Source organism: Nocardioides sp. 503, assembly GCF_004522095.1.
GTDB lineage: Bacteria > Actinomycetota > Actinomycetes > Propionibacteriales > Nocardioidaceae > Nocardioides.
This window is the reverse complement of sequence record NZ_SPUI01000004.1, coordinates 589,155-607,635: the sequence shown is the minus strand read 5'-3', so window position 1 is coordinate 607,635 and position 18,481 is coordinate 589,155. Positions and strand designations below refer to the sequence as shown.

General features: G+C 74.3%; 18 protein-coding genes. 11 read left to right on the top strand and 7 right to left on the bottom strand.

The annotated features are described in order from the left end of the window. Window positions 1–2: 2 nt before the first annotated feature. On the top strand, window positions 3–1,490 hold the full coding sequence (locus E4622_RS16715) for a gamma-glutamyltransferase (protein WP_245156073.1): 1,488 nt from the start codon (window positions 3–5) through the stop codon (window positions 1,488–1,490). On the opposite strand, the gene E4622_RS16710 is transcribed toward E4622_RS16715, so the two are convergent. The 3 genes from E4622_RS16710 to E4622_RS16700 all read right to left on the bottom strand — a co-directional run bounded on the left by E4622_RS16710 (window position 1,484) and on the right by E4622_RS16700 (window position 4,157). After that, window positions 1,484–2,608, bottom strand: coding sequence for a DNA polymerase IV (locus tag E4622_RS16710; protein ID WP_134741326.1), 1,125 nt, complete (start codon window positions 2,606–2,608; stop codon window positions 1,484–1,486). The genes E4622_RS16715 and E4622_RS16710 overlap by 7 nt on opposite strands. 44 nt (window positions 2,609–2,652) lie before the next feature. After that, window positions 2,653–3,750 (bottom strand): FUSC family protein, encoded by a 1,098-nt coding sequence (locus E4622_RS16705; RefSeq protein ID WP_134741325.1) that lies wholly within the window; start codon window positions 3,748–3,750, stop codon window positions 2,653–2,655. A 74-nt stretch (window positions 3,751–3,824) separates the two neighbouring features. Then, a complete protein-coding gene (locus E4622_RS16700) occupies window positions 3,825–4,157 on the bottom strand; it encodes a hypothetical protein (protein ID WP_209021977.1) in 333 nt (110 codons plus the stop codon). Window positions 4,158–4,333: 176 nt separating this feature from the next. Here E4622_RS16700 and E4622_RS16695 point away from each other — a divergent pair, with 176 nt between their 5' ends. Beyond that, a complete protein-coding gene (locus E4622_RS16695; protein ID WP_280633770.1) occupies window positions 4,334–5,755 on the top strand; it encodes a wax ester/triacylglycerol synthase family O-acyltransferase in 1,422 nt (473 codons plus the stop codon). Here the strand turns inward: E4622_RS16695 and E4622_RS16690 are convergent. Beyond that, window positions 5,723–6,592 carry an EamA family transporter gene (locus tag E4622_RS16690; protein ID WP_209021976.1) on the bottom strand — a complete coding sequence of 290 codons (870 nt, stop codon included), beginning with the start codon at window positions 6,590–6,592 and terminating at the stop codon, window positions 5,723–5,725. The genes E4622_RS16695 and E4622_RS16690 overlap by 33 nt on opposite strands. A gap of 82 nt (window positions 6,593–6,674) precedes the next feature. On the opposite strand from E4622_RS16690, the gene E4622_RS16685 reads away from it, so the two are divergent. From E4622_RS16685 to E4622_RS16675, 3 genes are read left to right on the top strand one after another with little or no spacing between them, the layout of a single operon-like run. Further along, window positions 6,675–7,592 (top strand): LysR family transcriptional regulator, encoded by a 918-nt coding sequence (locus E4622_RS16685; RefSeq protein WP_134741323.1) that lies wholly within the window; start codon window positions 6,675–6,677, stop codon window positions 7,590–7,592. Next, the gene (locus E4622_RS16680; RefSeq protein ID WP_134741322.1) at window positions 7,589–8,095 is read left to right on the top strand and encodes a SigE family RNA polymerase sigma factor; all 507 of its coding nucleotides are present in this window, start codon (window positions 7,589–7,591) and stop codon (window positions 8,093–8,095) included. Before E4622_RS16685 ends, E4622_RS16680 begins: the two co-directional genes overlap by 4 nt. After that, on the top strand, window positions 8,092–8,955 hold the full coding sequence (locus E4622_RS16675) for a hypothetical protein (protein WP_134741321.1): 864 nt from the start codon (window positions 8,092–8,094) through the stop codon (window positions 8,953–8,955). The genes E4622_RS16680 and E4622_RS16675 overlap by 4 nt, the downstream gene beginning before the upstream one ends. Before the next feature lie 13 nt (window positions 8,956–8,968). Here E4622_RS16675 and E4622_RS16670 read toward each other — a convergent pair whose 3' ends face one another. Beyond that, on the bottom strand, window positions 8,969–10,153 hold the full coding sequence (locus E4622_RS16670; protein ID WP_245156071.1) for a site-specific DNA-methyltransferase: 1,185 nt from the start codon (window positions 10,151–10,153) through the stop codon (window positions 8,969–8,971). Between the two features lie 190 nt (window positions 10,154–10,343). On the opposite strand from E4622_RS16670, the gene E4622_RS16665 reads away from it, so the two are divergent. The 3 genes from E4622_RS16665 to E4622_RS23225 are packed head-to-tail and all read left to right on the top strand — an operon-like array spanning window position 10,344 to window position 14,134. After that, window positions 10,344–11,261: a matrixin family metalloprotease gene (locus E4622_RS16665; protein WP_167736129.1), complete on the top strand. Its 918-nt coding sequence runs from the start codon at window positions 10,344–10,346 to the stop codon at window positions 11,259–11,261. Window positions 11,262–11,317: 56 nt separating this feature from the next. Further along, window positions 11,318–12,889: an alpha/beta fold hydrolase gene (locus E4622_RS16660; protein WP_134741318.1), complete on the top strand. Its 1,572-nt coding sequence runs from the start codon at window positions 11,318–11,320 to the stop codon at window positions 12,887–12,889. Window positions 12,890–12,907: 18 nt separating this feature from the next. Beyond that, window positions 12,908–14,134 carry a phosphodiester glycosidase family protein gene (locus E4622_RS23225; protein WP_134741317.1) on the top strand — a complete coding sequence of 409 codons (1,227 nt, stop codon included), beginning with the start codon at window positions 12,908–12,910 and terminating at the stop codon, window positions 14,132–14,134. Between the two features lie 3 nt (window positions 14,135–14,137). Here the strand turns inward: E4622_RS23225 and E4622_RS23075 are convergent, their stop codons facing one another. Continuing rightward, complete coding sequence (locus E4622_RS23075; RefSeq protein WP_134741316.1) at window positions 14,138–14,683, bottom strand: hypothetical protein; 546 nt, start codon at window positions 14,681–14,683, stop codon at window positions 14,138–14,140. A gap of 57 nt (window positions 14,684–14,740) precedes the next feature. On the opposite strand from E4622_RS23075, the gene E4622_RS16645 reads away from it, so the two are divergent. After that, window positions 14,741–15,352, top strand: a complete 612-nt coding sequence (locus tag E4622_RS16645; protein WP_134741315.1) for a mismatch-specific DNA-glycosylase — start codon at window positions 14,741–14,743, stop codon at window positions 15,350–15,352. 145 nt (window positions 15,353–15,497) lie between these two features. On the opposite strand, the gene glgC is transcribed toward E4622_RS16645, so the two are convergent. After that, window positions 15,498–16,733 carry a glucose-1-phosphate adenylyltransferase gene (gene glgC / locus E4622_RS16640; RefSeq protein WP_134741314.1) on the bottom strand — a complete coding sequence of 412 codons (1,236 nt, stop codon included), beginning with the start codon at window positions 16,731–16,733 and terminating at the stop codon, window positions 15,498–15,500. A gap of 45 nt (window positions 16,734–16,778) precedes the next feature. On the opposite strand from glgC, the gene glgA reads away from it, so the two are divergent. After that, complete coding sequence (gene glgA, locus E4622_RS16635) at window positions 16,779–17,966, top strand: glycogen synthase (protein WP_209021975.1); 1,188 nt, start codon at window positions 16,779–16,781, stop codon at window positions 17,964–17,966. A gap of 150 nt (window positions 17,967–18,116) precedes the next feature. After that, window positions 18,117–18,461, top strand: a complete 345-nt coding sequence (locus E4622_RS16630; protein WP_167736127.1) for a PadR family transcriptional regulator — start codon at window positions 18,117–18,119, stop codon at window positions 18,459–18,461. Window positions 18,462–18,481: the final 20 nt, after the last annotated feature.

The window sequence follows — 18,481 nt, the reverse complement described above, 5'->3', positions numbered from 1 at the left end:
GGGTGCCGGACGTCGCGCTCGCGGCACCCAACGAGGCCGCCGCGGCCGCCGGCGAGCGGGCGGCCCTGGCGGGCGGCAACGCCGTGGACGCGGCGCTGGCCGCGGCGCTCGTGACCATGGTCAACGAGGTCGGCATCGTCTCGCTCAGCTCGGGCGGCTTCGTCACGGTGCAGCCCCCGGACGCCGCGCCCTTCACGGTCGACGGCTGGATGGACATGCCCGGACGCGGCGGCCGCGAGCTGGGCGGCGGCACGTGGGACGTCTTCACCGAGTACGGCGGCGGCGTGGACGTCACCATCGGTCCGGGCTCGGTCGCGGCCCACGGGTCGGTGGCGGCGTTCGGCGAGGCCCACGCACGCCAGGGCCGCCTGCCCTGGCGCGAGCTGGTCGCGCCCGCCGTGGACGTCGCGCGCGGGGGCTTCCGGCTCAGCCGGGCCTCGCGCTACTACCTCGACCACGTGCACGACGACATCTTCGGCTGGGACGAGGCCAGCCGGGTCGCGCTGCACGACGAGCACGGCCAGGTGACGACCGGGCTCGTGCTGCTGCCCGACCTGGTGGGCTCGCTCGAGGAGATCGCCCGGCACGGCCCGTCGGCCCTGCACGCCGGAGACCTCGGGCAGCGGATCGCCGACGACGTCCTGGGGCGCGGCGGCGTCCTGGGCCGCGAGGACCTGGCGTCGTACGCGCCGGTGGTGCGTCCCTCCCTGACGACCCGGATCGGGCCCTGGACCCTGGCGACCACCCCACCGCCGTCGGTCGGCGGCGTCTGCGTGGCCGCGATGCTGCGCCTGCTGGAGGACCGTCCGCGCGGGCCCTGGACGCCGGCGGACGTCGAGCACCTGGTGCGGGTGCAGCGCGCGGTCCTCGGGCACCGACTCGACGTCCTCGACCACACCGACGACGTCGTCGGCGCCGCGGCGGCGTTCCTGGCGCAGGTCGACCGCGACCACCTCGCGGTGCTGGAGTCGGGCTCCACCGCGCACGTCTCGGCCACCGACAGCGACGGCCTGGCCTGCTCGGTGACCGTGTCGTCGGGCTACGGCGCCGGCTTCATCGCGAGCGGCACCGGGATCTGGCTCAACAACTGCCTCGGCGAGCAGGAGCTCAACCCGCGGGGCCTGCACGGGCTGGCGCCCGGGACCCGGCTGCTGTCCAACATGGCGCCCACCGTCGGTCGTCACGACGACGGCTCGGCGCTCGCGATCGGCTCTCCCGGGGCCGACCGGATCACCACCGCCATCACCCAGGTGCTGGCCTCCTACGTGAGCGGCGGCCTCTCGCTGCGCGACGCCGTCGACCACCCGCGCGTGCACCTGCACCGGGCGGGGCGCCCGGAGGAGGAGCTCAAGGTGGAGTCGGAGCCGACGATGTACTTCGGCGGCGTCGGCGCGGCCGTGGTCGGCGCGGACGGCCGGTTGAGCGCCGCCGCGGACCCGCGCCGCGAGGGCGCCGTCCGGCTCGTGACCGGGCCCCGCACGCCTCAGTAGCCGCCCTCGGGCTCGGTCATCTCGAGCCGCACGCCGAGCAGGCGGACGGGCCGGTCCTGGTCGACGCGCCCGAGGAGCTCCACCGCGGCCGCACCGAGGACCTCGGGGTCGTTGGTCGGCGCCGGCAGCGTCAGGCTGCGGGTGACGGTGAAGAACGGCTTGAAGCGCACCTTGATCCCCACGCGGGCCGCCGGGCGCCCCTCGGCGTCGATGTCGGCGACGACGCGGTGGGTGAGCCGGCGGGCGGCGTCCTCGACGAGGGACCACTCCTCCAGGTCGACCTGGAACGTCTCCTCGCGCCCGTGGGCGCGCGGCACGTAGGGCTGGGGGTCCACCGGGCTGGAGTCGACGCCCCGGCCGAGCCGGTGGTACCACGGGCCCATCGTCGGGCCGAGCTCGGCGGCGAGAACCCGGACGTCGGACTCGGCCAGCTGGCGCACCGTGTCGATGCCCAGCGCGGCGAGCTTCTTCGCCGTCTTGGCGCCGATCCCCCACAGCGCCCGGGTCGGGCGCTCGCCCATCTCCTCGAACCACGTCTCGTCGGTGATCGTGTAGACCCCGCGCGGCTTGCCGAAGTCGGTCGCGATCTTGGCCTGCAGCTTGTTGTTGCCGATCCCCACCGAGCAGTGCAGCGCGCTGGCCTCCAGCACCGCCGCCCGGAGCTGCTCCGCGAACGCGACCGGGTCGCGCCGGTCCTGGTCACGCTCTCGGGGGAACCCACCCCCCTCCCCCTCACCCGGACGCTCATCCGGACGCTCGGCCGGGTGCTCGGCCGGGTGCTGGGCCACGAACGCCTCGTCCCAGCCGAGCACCTCGACGTCGACCGGCGCGCCGTCCCACCGCTGGGCGCGCAGGGTCTCCATGACGACCGCGGACGCCGCGTCGTACGCCGCCGCGTCGACCGGCAGGAACACCGCGTCCGGCGCCTTGCGCGCCGCCAGCCGCAGCGGCATGCCCGAGCCCACGCCGAGCTCGCGGGCCTCGTAGGACGCGGTGGAGACCACCGCCCGCTCGGTGGGGTCGCCGCGACCGCCGACGACCACCGGCAGCCCGACCAGCTCGGGCCGTCGCAGCACCTCGACCGCGGCGACGAACTGGTCCAGGTCGACGTGCAGCACCCACCGGGTCGACCCGGAGTGTGGCGCCGGGACCGCCCCGGCGCTCACCGCGGTGGGGGCAGCGCGTCGGTGGACTCCGTCTCGTCCAGGCCGGTGAGCAGCAGCAGGTCGACGACGATCGAGCGGAGCTGGGCCAGGATCACCTCGGCGGCCAGGACGTCGGAGCGCTCGACGTGGCCCGTGCCCTCCCCGACCTCGAGCACCGCGGGGCGCGCCGCCACCGCCATCCGGTCGGCCGCCAGCTCGGTGGCCACCAGCTCCGCCGCGTCCGCGAGCTCCCGGGCCAGCTCGGCGTAGGAGGCCGGCACCGGCCGGTCCCGGTAGGCCGCGACCGCGGTCTGGCGGACCAGCACGCGCGTGGACCGCAGGGTGCGGTCGAGGGGGTCGACCAGGTCGCTCATGCGGCGCAACCCGTCGCGGTGGCGCACGCGGAACGGCGAGGACGCCACGACCGACATCCCCTCGTCGGCCGCCGACTGGAGCTCGCGGATCAGCGGGTCGGTCGAGCGGGCCTCGGCCAGCAGCGCCAGCCCGCGCTCGGCCTCGCCGTCGACCATCACCTCCCCCGCCGCCCGCAGCAGCTCGGCGACCTTGCCCATCACCAGCGCCGCCTGCTCGCGCGGGCGTCGCAACGGAGCCGCGGGCGCCACCGTGGCGGCCACCAGCGCCACCGCCCCGCCCACCAGCGCGTCGGTCCAGCGCGTGAGGGCGGCGCCGGGATCGGGGATCAACGTGCTGACCACGATCGACTGCACCGCCGCCTGGGTCACGAACAGCTGGCCGCCGTCGAGCAGGAACGCGGTGGTCATGGCCAGCGCGACGATGATGACGAGCTGCCAGCCACCGGAGCCGAGCTGGCTCACGAGCAGGTCGGCGATGAAGACGCCGATGGCCACACCCAGGGTCACCTCGGCGACGCGGCGCAGCCGCTGGCCGTAGGAGGTCCCGAGGCTGACCACCGCCGCGATGGGGGCGAAGAACGGGGTGGTGTGACCCAGCAGGTCGGCCGCGACGAACCACGCCACGCCCGCCGCGAGCGCGCACTGGACGATGTGCCATCGCTTGACCCGCAGCCGGACTAGCCGTTCGCGCAGCGACGTGCGGCCGCGTGCCCGCATGCGGTCGAGCGCTCCGGCCTCCATGACGGCATGGTCTCAGAGGAGGGTCGGCGACGGCCACGGCCCGCCCCGACGACGTCGGCAGCGGACCCCGACCGTCAGCCGGCACGAGCGTGCTCCAACGCCCGGCGGAGGTCGGCCAGGTCGCGGTACCAGACGCGGACCTCGGTGCGGCAGCGCACGCGGGCGACCCGGCGGTCGTACTCACCGCACTCGGCGTAGGCCTCGGAGTCGGTGGGAGGGAAGAGCGCGGTGCCGTCGTCGTAGTGGATGCCGAAGCCGTCGGCCGCGTCGCCCTCCACCTCGACGATGACGCGAGGGAGGGACGCGAGCGGCGGCTCGTGGACGTGGTGGTCGTCGTCGGCGCGGGCCAGGCCGGCGACGCCGAGGGTCAGCAGGAGCCCCGTGAGCAGGGCGGCGAGGATCTTCATGGCGGCGACGCTAGGAGCCCCGGACGACAGCCGGCCCGGGTCGCGCGTCGACCTGGGGACGGGACCGGCGGGAGCGGCCTCCTGTGGACGGACAGCGGCCCCTCGGGCGGCACCGCCCTCCCCCGAGGGCCGAGGGAGGCCCCCGGTGCTTGTGGCGGCGGTCACGGCCCGCAAGGATGCGCTCCTACGAAAGGCTCACCGTGGTCACTCCGATCGATCCCACCGGGACCGGTTTCCTGTTCGCCGAGAACCGGAGCATGCCGATGCACGTCGGTGGTCTCCAGCTCTTCAAGAAGCCGGAGGGCGCGGGGCGCGGCTACGTGCGCGAGATGTACGAGCAGATGAGCGACGTCGAGGAGATCGCGCCGCTGTTCCTCAAGCGGCCCTACCGCTCGGTGCGCACGGCCGGCCAGTGGGTCTGGGAGCCCGACGAGCAGTTCGACATCGAGCACCACGTGCGGCACAGCGCGCTGCCCAAGCCCGGCCGCGTGCGCGAGCTCCTGGACCTGTGCGGCCGCCTGCACAGCACCCGCCTGGCCCGGGAGCGCCCGCTGTGGGAGGCGCACATCATCGAGGGCCTGCGCGACGGCCGCGTCGCGATGTACACCAAGACCCACCACGCGCTGGTCGACGGCGTCTCCGCGATGCGGCTGCTGGCCAGCGTGCTCTCCACCGACCCCGACGAGCGCGGCATGGCGGCGCCCTGGGCGGCGCAGCCCGGCGCGCGCAGGCCGCGCCGCGACGCCGCCCCCGAGCTCTCCGACCTGCCGGTGCAGGCCCTGCGCTCGGCGCTGGGCATCACCGCCGAGGCCGCGGGGATGCCCGGGGCGCTGGTCAAGACGCTGAGCAAGGGCCTGCGCAACGAGACGTCCGCGCTGTCGCTCTACGCGCCGCGCACGATCCTCAACCAGAAGATCACCGGCTCACGCCGCTTCGCCGCGCAGGACTGGCCCATCGAGCGGCTGCGCGACATCGGCAAGGCGACGGGCACCACGGTCAACGACGTCGTCCTCGCGATGTGCAGCGGTGCCATGCGCGCCTACCTCCTCGAGCTGGACGCGCTGCCCGACCAGACGTTGGTCTCGATGGTCCCGGTCGGCCTCAACGCCAAGCAGTCGCAGGTCGCCTCGGCCGAGGGCGGCAACGCGCTCGGCGCGGTGATGGTGCAGCTCGCCACCGACCTGGCGGACCCGGCGCGGCGGCTCGCCGCGATCCACCGGTCGATGAAGGACGGCAAGGAGGCGTTGTCGTCGATGACGCCGATGCAGATCCTCGCCATGAGCGCGATCGGCCAGGCGCCGGCGATCCTGACGCCGCTGCTGCGGATGCAGGGCATCGTGCGTCCGCCGTACAACCTCATCATCAGCAACGTCCCCGGACCCCGCACGACGCACTACTGGAACGGCGCCCAGCTCGTCGGCACCTACCCGTTGTCGATCCCGATCAACGGCATGGCGCTCAACATCACCTGCACGTCCTACGACGGCAACATGGCGTTCGGCCTCACCGGCTGCCGCCGCACCGTCCCGCACCTGCAGCGGCTGCTGACGCACCTGGACGACGAGCTAGGTCACCTGGAGCAGGCCGTGGGCCTCTAGCTCCTCGGGCTCGCGGGCGCCAGTGCGCTCGGCGCCGACCCCGGCGGCGACCACGAACCCGACCCCGGCCACCGCCACCCAGCCCGGCGCCTGGCTCAGCGCCAGGAACCCGATCACCAGCGCGAACGCCGGCTCCAGGCTCATCAGGGTGCCGAACGCCGACGTCGTCAGTCGGCGCAGCGCGAGCAGCTCCAAGGCGAACGGCACCACCGGCAGCAGGATCGCGAGCCCGAGACCGACCAGCAGCAGCTCGGGCGTGAGCCGGCCGAACGCCGACGGCCCGGCGACGAGCGTCGCGACCAGGCCGGCGACCGGCATCGAGATCGCCAGGCCCTTGAGGCCGGTGACCTCGTCGCCGACGCGCTGCGTCAGCAGGATGTACGCCGCCCAGCAGACGGCCGCCCCCAGGGCGAACGCGACCCCGACCGGGTCGGCCTCGCCGGTCCACGGCTGGGTGAGGAGCAGGACGCCGACGGCCGCGAGGGCCGGCCAGGTCCGCCGGCCACCGTGGCCGCGCGCGATCGCCACTCCGAGGGGGCCGAGGAACTCCAGCGCGCTGGCCGTGCCCAGCGGCAGCCGGTCGACCGCCGCCATGAACAGCATGGTCACCCCGGCGGTGACGACGCCGAGCAGGACGCACGCGAGCAGCGACCCGGCCGGGAAGTCGGCGCGCCGCGGGCGGACCACGGCGAGCATGATCACGCCGGCCCAGGCGAGCCGGAGCCAGGCGGCGCCCTCGGGACCCAGGTCGTCGATCAGGCCGACCGACACGGCCAGCCCCAGCTGGACGCAGAGCATGGAGACGACGGCCATGGAGGCACCGGTGCGGGCGTTCATGACTCCAGTACAGCCCCGCCCACCGTCCGCGTCCACGTGAGGATCCTGGACAGATCGTTCACGATTCACGGACAATGAGATCATGGACGTCCGCCGCCTCAGGCTGCTGCTCGAGCTCTCCCGGCTGGGCTCCATGCGCGAGGTCGCCGACGAGCTCGGCTACACCACCTCCACGGTCTCGCAGCAGATCGCGGCCCTCGCCCGCGAGGTGCACACGCCGCTCATCGAGCCGCACGGCCGGCGGGTGCGGCTCACGGCCGCGGGGCGCCGGCTCGCCGAGCACGCCGTCACCATCCTGGCCGCGGTCGACGCGGCCCGCCTCGACCTCGACCCCGACGCGGAGCCGGCCGGGACCCTGCGGATCGCGGGCTTCGCGACCGCCGTACGCCGCTCGCTGCTGCCGGTCATCGACGACCTCGCCGCGACCCACCCGAGCGTGCGGGTGCTGGTGAGCGAGTACGAGCCGCTGGAGGCCTTCGACCTGCTCGCCAGCGACGACGTGGACCTGGCCCTCACCTACGACTACAACCTGGCCCCGGCCGCCCTGCGCAACGACCTCGACGCCCTGCCCCTGTGGGACCTCACGTGGGGGCTGGGCGTCCCGGTGGGGTCCCCCACGCCACGAGGCGACGCCGCGGCCGTCTTCGCCGCCTACGCCGAGCACTCCTGGATCGTCAACTCCCGCAACACCGCCGACGAGGACGCCGTGCGCACGCTGGGCTCGCTGGCCGGCTTCACCCCGCGGATCCGCCACGAGATCGACAGCCTCGACCTGGTCGAGGACCTGATCGTCGCCGGCCTCGGCGTCGGCCTGCTCCCCCTCGACCGCGCCTGCGGCCCCGGCGTGCGCGTGCTGCCGCTGGCCGACCCCGGTGTGGTGCTCCGCGCGTACGCGCTCACCCGACGCGGCCGCGACGGCTGGCCGCCGCTGCGGCTGGTCCTCGACCGCCTGCGCGCCGGTGCAACCTCCGGGGGTGCCGATCCCGTGGGAGGGGCATGAGACAGGACCCGGAGCCGGAGTTCCGCGAGTGGGTGGCGGCCCGCCGCTCCCACCTGCGGCGGACGGCGTACCTGCTGTGCGGCGACTGGCACCTCGCCGACGACCTGGTCCAGGAGGCGCTGACCCGTGCCTTCGCGGCCTGGGGCCGGATCGTCCGGGGCGGGCAGCCCGATGCCTACGTGCGCAAGATCCTGCTGAACCTCTACCTCGACCACCGGCGCCGGCCGGCGCGGCGCGAGGCGGCGTGGGCCGAGCTGCCCGACACGGCCTCGGTCGGCGGAGGCGCGAGCGACCTCGGCGAGCGCGAGCGGGTCCTCGCCGCCCTGCGCGAGGTCGCCCCCGGGCAGCGCGCCGTGCTGGTGCTGCGCTTCTGGGAGGACCTCTCGGTGGAGCAGAGCGCCCAGGCGCTCGGCGTCAGCACCGGCAACATCAAGAGCCAGACCAGCCGCGGCCTCGAGGCGCTGCGCGGCGCCCTGGCGACGTACCAGGAGGAGACGCCGTGAACGACGTCCGTACGCTCTTCGAGTCGGTCGTCGTCGACGCCCCGCCCGACACCCTCGACCTGGACCAGGTGGTCGCCCGCGGCACCCGCCGTCGCACCGTACGGCGCGCGGTCACCGCGGGCGCCGGGCTGGCCGCGGCGCTGGTCATCGGCTCCGGCATCGCCTACGTGGCGACGCCCGACGACGACCGCACGGCGCCCCCGGTCGGCGACCCCACGACCGGGGTGACGAGCGCGCCGACAGTGATCGACCTGTCCGCGCGGCCCTCCATGGACCTCTCGTGCGAGAACAACGGCATGGAGCTCAGTCCGCCCAAGGTCATCGCGCAGCCGTCCGGGGTCGTCGTGCGACTGTCGAGCACCATGAAGCCCGGCTCGTCGTTCGGCTACTCCTACGAGCTGCCGTTCGCGGACACCGGCGCCCACCGGCTGCCGGCGCGCGACGGCACCTGGAGGCTGCCGCTCGCACCCGGCAAGGTCACCCTCGCGTGCCAGGTCCGCGGGGAGAAGCCACAGGAGCTGGTCCTGAACGTCGTCGACCCCGACGGTCAGTGGATGGGCGACACCCTCGAGGGGTGCGACCCCGTCGGGACCCCGGAGTGGGGGCCGGCCCTGACCGGCACCGGCCCCTCCACCCAGGACGCCATCGAGGTGACGCTCAACGGGCTGCGCGCCCGGGACGACGGGCGGCCGGCCGACGAGGTGGCGGACTACGCGGCCCAGTCCGCCGGCGGCGGCTACAACGACCTGGGCACCGGCTCCTGGGTCGTCCTGAGGAACGGCGAGCCCTACCTCACGCTCGCCATGGCGATCCGGGGCGAGACCCAGTTCGTGGCGATGCCCGACCAGCTCTGCGGCTAGCCGCAGACGACCGCTACGGCGTCAGGTCGACGAACCCACCACCGACCCGCTCCGCGACCGCCCGCAGCCGGGCGCGGGTGACGTCGGCGACCGTGGCGTAGCCCGCCAGCTCGGCGTTCGAGCCGACCCGGGTCGGCTCGGTCGAGTTGACCGAGAGGCAGGTGCGCGAGCCGCCGTCGGCGGCGTTGGCCAGCGCGACCGCGTGCCCCGTCGTCCCGCTGCCGGCGAAGAAGTCCAGCACCCGCGCGTCGGACGGCATCGTCTGCAGGATCCGCAGCAGCAGTCCGGTGGGCTTGGGCGACTCGAAGACGTGCCCCAGGATCTCCTTGAGCTCTGCGACCGCGGTGTCGGTGGAGCCCACCTCGTCGGCCATCCAGATCGTGCGCAGCTTCTTGCGGCGCCCGCCCGGGGTGTCGCGGTGCAGCCAGTCCTTCTGGAAGACGTCCACGCGCTCGCCGAGAGCGCCGTTGATGGTGCGGCAGACGAGGTCGTCGGGGCGCTCCTCGATCCGCGGGCGGCTCCACCGCCACACCGCCGGGCTGCCGTCGCCGAAGACGGGCAGCACCTCCACGGCCCCCTCGAACGGCGCCGTGCGCACCGTCCCCGCGACCGGGTCGCCCCACACCGGGAAGTGCAGCGTGCGCGCCGTCGCCGGGTTGAACTTCTTGTTGGTGTTGCGCAGCGGCAGGTGCCGGAAGCGCCGCCCGTCCGCGTCGGCCAGCGGGAAGTCCCGCTCGTCCACGGTGTCGCTCGTGCTCGCGTCCAGGACGCAGCGCCGCGCGTCGCGCGCGTAGGCGAGCAGGTACTCGTGGCTGGTGGCGAAGCCCTTCCCCAGCTGGCGTCCCTTGGGGTTGAGGTTGACCACGATCTGCGCGAGCAGGTTGTCATCGCCGTAGACCTCGTCCATCAGCAGTCGCAGGTACGCCGCCTCGTGGTCGTCGATGCTGACGAAGATCGCGCCCGTGGCGGCCAGCACCTCGCGCGCCGCCTCGAGCCGCGGGCGCATCATCGCCACCCACGCCTCGTGCCGGCTGCGGGTGTCGTCGCCGCGGATGTCGTCGCGGTAGGCGAAGTCGTTGCCCGTGTTGTAGGGCGGGTCGATGTAGACCAGGTCGACGCTGCCGGGCTCCAGCGTGGGCAGCACGTCGAGGTTGTCGCCCGCCACGAACGCGTTCCACGGGCGCTCGTCGACGGTCACGGCCGCACCGTAGCCGCTCCCGGAGGGCGACGGGCCCCGCAGCCCGTTTCGTGGCATGTCCCGCCCACCCGGCCGAGGGCACCACCCGGGTCGGCTGCCCGGGGACGGCGCGCGGGGACGCCCGCGGAAGTCGACCTCGCCCTCGCCGAAGCCGGGACCGCGTGACCGCCCGTAGGCGATGATTTCGGGCGTGGGAGACAGCGGGTGGTCGCGGCGACGCGCCGAGCGCCAGTGGCAGCGCGACCTGCTGCGTGAGATCCGGGCGATGGAGACCACCGACGAGGGCCCCGACGGCGGCACGGTGACCCCGATCCGGGGCGGCCTGCCGCGAGCCGCCCGGCCGTCCCGGCGTGCGCGCCACGCGCCCCCCGGTCCCGCGCCGCTCGCCCACGAGCGGCGCCGCACCCTGCTCACCGTCCTCGTCACCCTCGGCGTGATCGGCGCCCTGGTCGTGCTCAACCTCGGCCCCGGCTCCGCGCAGGTGCGGCAGTGGCTGGGCTTCGACGACCGGTTCGGCACCCAGGTCGAGGGCGACGGCAGCGGCTCCTACGAATTCCTGGCCACCCGGCCGGGCACCGACGAGCCGGTGGGCTGGAGCCACTGCGAGCCGATCCCGTACGTCGTCAACACCGACGGGGCGCCCGACGACTGGGAGGACCTGGTCCGCGACGCCACCGACAGGATGCAGGAGGCCTCCGGGCTGGTCTTCGAGGACCGCGGCACGACCGACGACCGCGACTTCGAGGGGCGCTTCGGGCTCGCCGGAGGGGCCGAGCCGGTGCTCATCGCCTGGGCGGACGAGGACGAGGTGCCGGGACTGTCCGGCGACGTGGCGGGCCTCGCCGGGCCGATGTCCCGCAACGACGGGATGTTCCAGAAGTACGTCACCGGGCGGGTCGTCCTCGACAAGGAGGCCTTCGAGGAGATCGAGTCCGTGCGCGGCGGGGACGAGCAGCGGGAGGCCATCGTGCTGCACGAGCTGGGGCACCTGGTCGGGCTGGCCCACGTCGACGACCCCGGCGAGCTCATGCACCCCACCACCGAGACGACCGAGCTCGGCCCCGGCGACCGCAGCGGGCTCGCGATCCTCGGCGACGCGCCCTGCTGAGCGGCCCCGACCCTGGTCCCACGTGACCTCGCGCCGCCGCGGCAGTTGAACAGCCCATGAAGACGCGCCTCGCCCCGCTGCTCGGCCTCGCCCTGGCCGCCGCCACCCTGACCGCCGTACCCACCACGGCGGGAGCGGCGGCCACCGCAGCAGCGGCGCCGGCGGCCAAGCCGGGCGTCACGGTCACGAACGGCTGCCTGAGGAGCGTCCCGGAGACGAAGGGCGGCGCGCCCGTCAAGATCTGCTACACGATCTTCAAGCCCGCCCGGGCCAGCGCGAAGCGCCGCGTCCCGATGATCATGCACAGCCACGGCTGGGGCGGCTCGCGCACCAAGGACCCGGCCGAGCTGCGCGCCTTCACGCGCGCGGGCTACGGCGTCATCTCCTTCGACCAGCGCGGCTGGGGCGAGTCCGGCGGCAAGGCGCACGTCGAGCACCCCGCCTTCGAGGGCCGCGACGTGCGCGCGCTGGTGCGGCTGGTGAGCCGGCTGCGCTGGGTGCGCCAGGACGGCCGGGGCGACCCGCGCATCGGGGCGGTGGGCGGCAGCTACGGCGGCGGCTACCAGTTCGCGGGCGCCTTCGAGTCGCTGCGGCTGCGCGGCAAGCCGGTCTTCGACGCCCTGGCGCCGGAGATCACCTGGCACGACCTCTCCCAGAGCATCGCCCCCGAGGGGGTCACGCGCACCGAGTGGGCGCTCGCGCTGAGCGCCGCCGCCCTGCCGTCCCAGGCCCTGCCCGAGCGTGTCTACAAGGCGCTCGTGGAGGGCGCGACCACCGGCCGCTGGCCCGACGGGTCGCTGCCCGGCGGAGAGGACCTGGTGGCCTTCTTCGCCAAGAACGGGCCGAAGTGGCACGTCGACCACGGTCGCCGGCTCACCATCCCCGTGCTGTTCGGGCAGGGCACCACCGACACCCTCTTCCCGCTCCAGCAGGGCCTCGCCAACTGGCAGCGCGCCCTGACCAAGCGGGCCCGCCGGCAGAGCATCTTCATCGGCTACAACGGCGGGCACGTCCTGCCCGCGGTCCTGCCGGCCGGGGTGGACGTCACCTCCGACCCGTGCAGCAGGAAGCTCGCCGGCGGCGACTTCCGCGCGCTGACGGTGAAGTTCTTCGACGCCAAGCTCAAGCACCGCACGACCCGCCTGCGCGGCTTCGGTCGCATCCACCTCGCCACCCCCGCGAGCCGCTGCACCACCGTGCGCTCGGTCGCTCCCACCCGGCGGTACGCCGTCGGCTCGGTCGCCACGACCACCGGCCCGGCCGGTGCGCCGGTGGCCGTCCCGGTCGTGCGCGGCCCGGTGCGCGTCGCCGGCTCGCCGTACCTCACCGCCGCCGTCACCGCCCTGGGCGTCGAGAACCGCGCCTTCTACGGCCTGGCCGTCGGGACTTCCCCCGCCACCGCGCGCCTGGTGCAGAACAACGTGCTGCCGCTGAGCGAGCCCACCCCGGTCACCGGGGTGACCCGCCGGGTGACGCTGCCGTCGGTCGCGGTCGACGTACCCGCGGGACAGACGCTCTACCTGCTCGCCTCGGCGACCAGCGACACGTTCGTGACGATGGGCTCGCGCACTCCCGGCGTGGTCGTGCTGGACGACACCGTCGTCTCGCTCCCCGTTGTCGGCCGCTGACCCTTTACCCTCGACACGGTGCGCACACTTCCCCGGCTCGCCGCCCTCCTGCTGGGCTGCAGCCTCCTCGCGGCGCCGTCGCCCTCGGTCGGCGGCGGGGCGGACGACGGCACGCGCCTCTCGACCGAGCGGCGGGTGCCCCAGACGTCCGACGGGGTCCGGGGCGAGATCGGGCGACCGATCCCGGGCTACCTGCGCGGCGTCGCCCGCAGCACCGCACCGGCCGCCGAGTGGCGCGTCGCGCCCGGGATCCGCTACCACCGCTGGGACCAGGTCGACGCCCGCGGCCCGATCCGCGCCCACCTGCTGACCGTCAACCTGCGCACCCGCGGCGTCAGCCTCGGCTACGGCTCGCCGGGGTTCGTGGCCCGCACCGACGAGGTCAGCGACATCGTGGCCCGCGGCGGCGGGATCGCCGGCGTCAACGGCGACTTCTTCGACATCGGCGACACCGGCGCCCCCCTGGGCATCGGCCGCAGCCCCGGCGGGGGCCTGCTGCACGCACCCAGGGCCGGCTGGAACTCCGCGTTCTTCCTCGACTCCCGCGGACGCCCCGACATCGGCCCGCTGGAGCCGGTGCTGCGCGTCGCGCACCGTCCGGGCATGAGGATCACCAACTACAACTCCCCCGTGGTCCCGCCCGGCGGCATCGGGGCCTACACGCCCCGCTGGGGTCTCACGTCCGGCTACAGCGTGACCGACGGCCGCCGCCGCGGCGTGCGCTACGTCCGGGTCGTGCGCAAGCGGGTCGTCGAGACCGGCCGGAGGCTCTCCTCGGGCAAGCGCGTGCGCGGCATCATCCTGGTCGGCCGCGGCGCGGGCGCGCGCAAGCTGATGGAGCTGCGCAAGGGCGACGGCGTGCGGCTGCAGCGCGGCATCGTCGGCTCCCCGCGCCTGGCCATCACCGGCAACAAGATCCTGGTCAGCGACGGCGTCATCGACGTGGTCGACGACCGGGAGATGCACCCCCGCACGGCGATCGGCTACGACCGCGACACCGGCGACGTGCTGCTGCTGGTCGTCGACGGCCGCCAGAGCTTCAGCCGTGGCTACACGATGGTCGAGCTCGCCGAGCTGATGATCGAGCTGGGCGCCGACGAGGCGCTCAACCTCGACGGCGGCGGGTCCAGCACGATGGTGGCGCCCAAGCCGGGCGAGGGGGTCCGGGTGCTCAACAGCCCCTCGGACGGCGCCCAGCGCAAGGTCGCCAACGGGCTCACGGTCCGCTACCGCCGGCCGCGCTGAGGTCTACGCCGCCGGGTCGGCCGCGACGGGGGCGATCTCGCCCGGGACGTCGACGACCGCGACGGTGGTGACCGCCGCGTAGCACTCCTGCCGCGGGCTGGCCACCTTCGCGGGGGTGACCGTCCAGGCACCGTCCACCTGGGTCACGAAGACCTCGGGCGGCACGTCGCAGCCGACCGAGACCACCGCGGCGCCCTGGCTGTGGCCACTCGGCAGGTCGTGCCCACGGACCGCGGCGCGGACCTCCTCGCCGAGCGTCGCGGAGTCCACCTGCGTCAGGAAGGCGTCCAGGCCCGGGCCGTCGACGGGGGCGAGCACGTCGCTCGACGTCCCGCCGCCGCCCGTCTCGCTCACGAGGGCGACGACCACCGGCTCGTCCGAGGCCGGCTCGTCGGGGGACGGCTCGTCGGAGGGAGGCGTCTGCGAGGGGGATGCCGACGGCGACGAGGGCGGCGGGTCCTCGGCGACGGTGCCGTCGTCGTCGCCGCAGCCGGCCAGCAGCGCGGCCAGCAGCGTGAGGGGCAGGAGGGGTCCGAGGGTCCGTCTCATGGTGGTTGGACGCTACCCCTCGCCGGCGGGTTCCCGCCGCCCTGGCACGCTGGCGCCGTGACCGCGCCACCTCCTGCCGAGCGACGCCGCAGCTTCACCCGTGCCGAGCTGGACGCCTTCCGCGACGCCTTCGTGCCCGACCTGCTCCCGGGCGCCGGCCAGCGCCTGCGCCTGCTCTTCGTCGGCATCAACCCCGGCCTCTGGACCGCCGCCACCGGCAGCCACTTCGCCCACCCCGCCAACCGGTTCTACCCCGCGCTGCTCCAGGCCGGCATCCTGGAGCGTCCGATCAGCCCGTCGGCCGGGATGACCGACGAGGACCGCGGCTACCTGCGCGCCCGCGGCATCGGCATCACCAACATCGTCGCCCGCGCCAGCGCCCGCGCCTCGGACCTGAGCGCCGAGGAGCTGCGCGAGGGCAAGGACCGGCTCGCCGCCCTGGTCCGCCGTACGACGCCGGCCGTGGTCGCCGTCGCCGGGATCACCGCCTACCGCACCGGGTGGGGCCGCCCCCAAGCCGTCGCCGGCCGACAGCCCGAGGAGCTCGAGGGCGCGCAGCTGTGGGTCGTGCCCAACCCGAGCGGCCTCAACGCCCACCAGACCATCGCGACCCTCGCCGAGGCCTACGCCGAGCCGGCCCGCGCCGCGGGCATCCTGCCCGACCGGTGATCGAGCAGCGAAGGCGTGCAGCGCCTGAGCGCCCGTCGAGCTCCCCCACGGCCAGGCACGCGCTGCTCCCCGGCGCCCTGCACCCCTCACGGGTCTCGACGGGCGGTCGGCGCCGGCGCGCCGCCCTGCTCGACCAACGGCGTGCCTAGAAGGACTGGTCCTTGCCGAGCACGGTGAGGCCGTCCTCGACGACGAAGCCCCGCGCGCGGTCGGCCTCGTGGTCGACGCCCACCTGGGCGCCGTCGGGGACGACGACGTTCTTGTCGAGGATCGCGTTGCGCACGACCGCGCCGGCGCCGATGCGCACGTCGTTCATCAGCACCGAGCCCTCGACGACCGCGCCCGCCTCGACGCGCACCCCCGGGGAGAGCACCGAGCGCTGGACGCGCGCGCCGCTGACCACGACGCCCGGCGAGAGCAGCGCCTCGTCGACCGCGGCCTCGGTGCCGTCGACGCCCTGCACGACCTTCGCGGGCGGCTGCGGCCCGTATGAGGTGTAGATGGGCCAGGCGAAGTTGTAGAGGTTGAAGACCGGCAGCGGCGAGACGACGTCCATCTGGGCGGCGTAGTAGGACCCGAGCGTCCCCACGTCGCGCCAGTAGCCGCGGTCGCGGTCGGTGGCGCCGGGCACGACGTTGTCCTTGTAGTCGTAGACGCCGGCCTGCTCGCGGCGGACGAACGCCGGGACGATGTCGCCGCCCATGTCGTGCTTGGAGCCCTCCATCGTGGCGTCGCGCGTGACCGCCTCGATGAGCGCGTCGGCGTCGAAGACGTAGTTGCCCATCGAGGCCAGGACCTCGCCGGGGCTGTCGGGCAGGCCGGTGGGGTTCGTGGGCTTCTCGAGGAACTCCCGGATCCGCGACGGGTCCTCGGGGAGCACGTCGATGACCCCGAACTGGTCGGCGAGCTCGATCGGCTGCCGGATCGCCGCGACCGTGCAGGTCGCGTCGCTCTCGATGTGCTGGTCGACCATCTGCGCGAAGTCCATGCGGTAGACGTGGTCGGCGCCGACGACGACCACGATGTCGGGCTTCTCGTCCTTGAGCAGGTTGAGCGACTGGAAGATCGCGTCGGCGCTGCCGAGGTACCAGTGCTTGCCGACGCGCTGCTGGGCCGGCACCGGGGTGACGTAGTTGCCGAGCATCGTCGACATGCGCCAGGTCTGCGTGACGTGACGGTCGAGGCTGTGCGACTTGTACTGCGTCAGCACGACCACCTTGAGGTAGCCGCTGTTGACGACGTTGGACAGCGCGAAGTCGATGAGGCGGTAGATCCCCGCGAACGGCACGGCGGGCTTGGCGCGGTCGGCGGTCAGCGGCATCAGGCGCTTGCCCTCGCCGCCCGCGAGCACGATGGCGAGGACCTTCTTGCGCGCTGTCATGACAGCACCGTATCCCCGAAGCGTCGTCCGAGTAACGTGCCTCACGTGAGGATCGACGTGCTGACCAAGGAGTACCCGCCCGAGGTCTACGGCGGCGCGGGTGTCCACGTGACCGAGCTCGTGCGAGCGCTCCGGGCGCGTCGCGACGTCGAGGCCCGGGTGCACGCGTTCGGCGCGGCCCGCGACGAGTCCGGCACGGCGTCGTACCCCGACCTCGCCGAGCTCGCCGGCGCCAACCCGGCCCTGCGCACCCTGGGCGTCGACCTGGCCATCGCCGACGCGTGCGCCGGAGCCGACCTGGTCCACTCCCACACCTGGTACGCCAACATGGCCGGTCACGTCGCCTCCCTGCTCCACGGCGTGCCGCACGTGGTCTCGGCCCACTCGCTCGAGCCGCTGCGGCCGTGGAAGGCCGAGCAGCTCGGTGGCGGGTACGCCGTGTCGTCCTGGGTCGAGCGCACCTCCTACGAGGCCGCGGCGGCGGTGATCGCGGTGTCCGCCGCGATGCGCGACGACGTGCTCGCCTCCTACCCCGCCATCGACCCGGCCCGCGTCCACGTCGTCCACAACGGCATCGACACCGAGCAGTGGGCGCCCCTGGTGGCACCCGACCGGGTGCGCGAGCTGGGCGTCGACCCCGACCGTCCCTCGGTGGTCTTCGTGGGCCGGATCACTCGGCAGAAGGGGCTGCCGCTCTTCCTGCGCGCGGTCGCCGAGCTGCCCGACGACGTGCAGATCGTGCTGTGCGCCGGCGCGCCCGACACCCCCGAGATCGCCGCCGAGGTCGAGCACCTCGTGACGGAGCTGGCCGCCCGGCGTACCGGCGTCGTGTGGATCACCGAGATGCTGCCCCGGCCGGACGTGGTGGCGCTGCTGACCCAGGCCACCGTCTTCGCCTGCCCCTCGATCTACGAGCCGCTGGGCATCGTCAACCTCGAGGCCATGGCCTGCGAGACCGCCGTCGTCGCCACGGCCACCGGCGGCATCCCCGAGGTCGTCGTGGAGGGCGAGACGGGCCGGCTGGTCCCGATCGAGCAGGCCACGGACGGCACCGGCACCCCGCTCGACCCCGACCGCTACGTCGCCGACTTCGCCGCCGCCCTCCACGAGGTCGTCACCGACCCCGCCCGCGCCGCCGCCATGGGCGTCGCCGGCCGCCGCCGCGCCATCGAGTCGTTCGGCTGGCCGGCCATCGCGGAGCGCACCGTGGACATCTACCGCTCGCTCGTCTGAGCCGTCGCCGGGCCCCCAGCTGTAACGCGGAGTTATCTGCTCTGGTGCTCCCCTGCAGAGGGGCACCAGAACCGGTAAGTCCGCGTTACAGCTCGATTCGAGCTGACGAGGCCATTGACTGGCACCCTCTATCGGAAGGAGAGTATGACCATGCTCCGCTTCCGAATGACCCGGGCTGCGCGTGAGATCCTCTTGGCGCTCGCCGAGCACGACCCTGCGGTGGGTAGCTACGGCAACGAGCTCGCGCGAGAGACCGGTCTCGCCGTGGGGACGGTCTACCCACTTCTCACCCGGCTGCAGGGTGCCGGAGTCATCTACGCCACCTGGGAGGACGTGGACCCACGCGTGGTGGGCCGACCAGCGATCCGCTACTGGCGGTTCACCGCCGAGGGCGCCGAGTTCGCCGAGGCGGACCGGCAGGCGCAGCTGGCCCGGCTCCAGAGGGCGCGGGTGGCGCGGCCCGGCAGACCGGCCTGGGACGGTGGATCCACGTGAGCAGGCGGCCACCTCCCCCG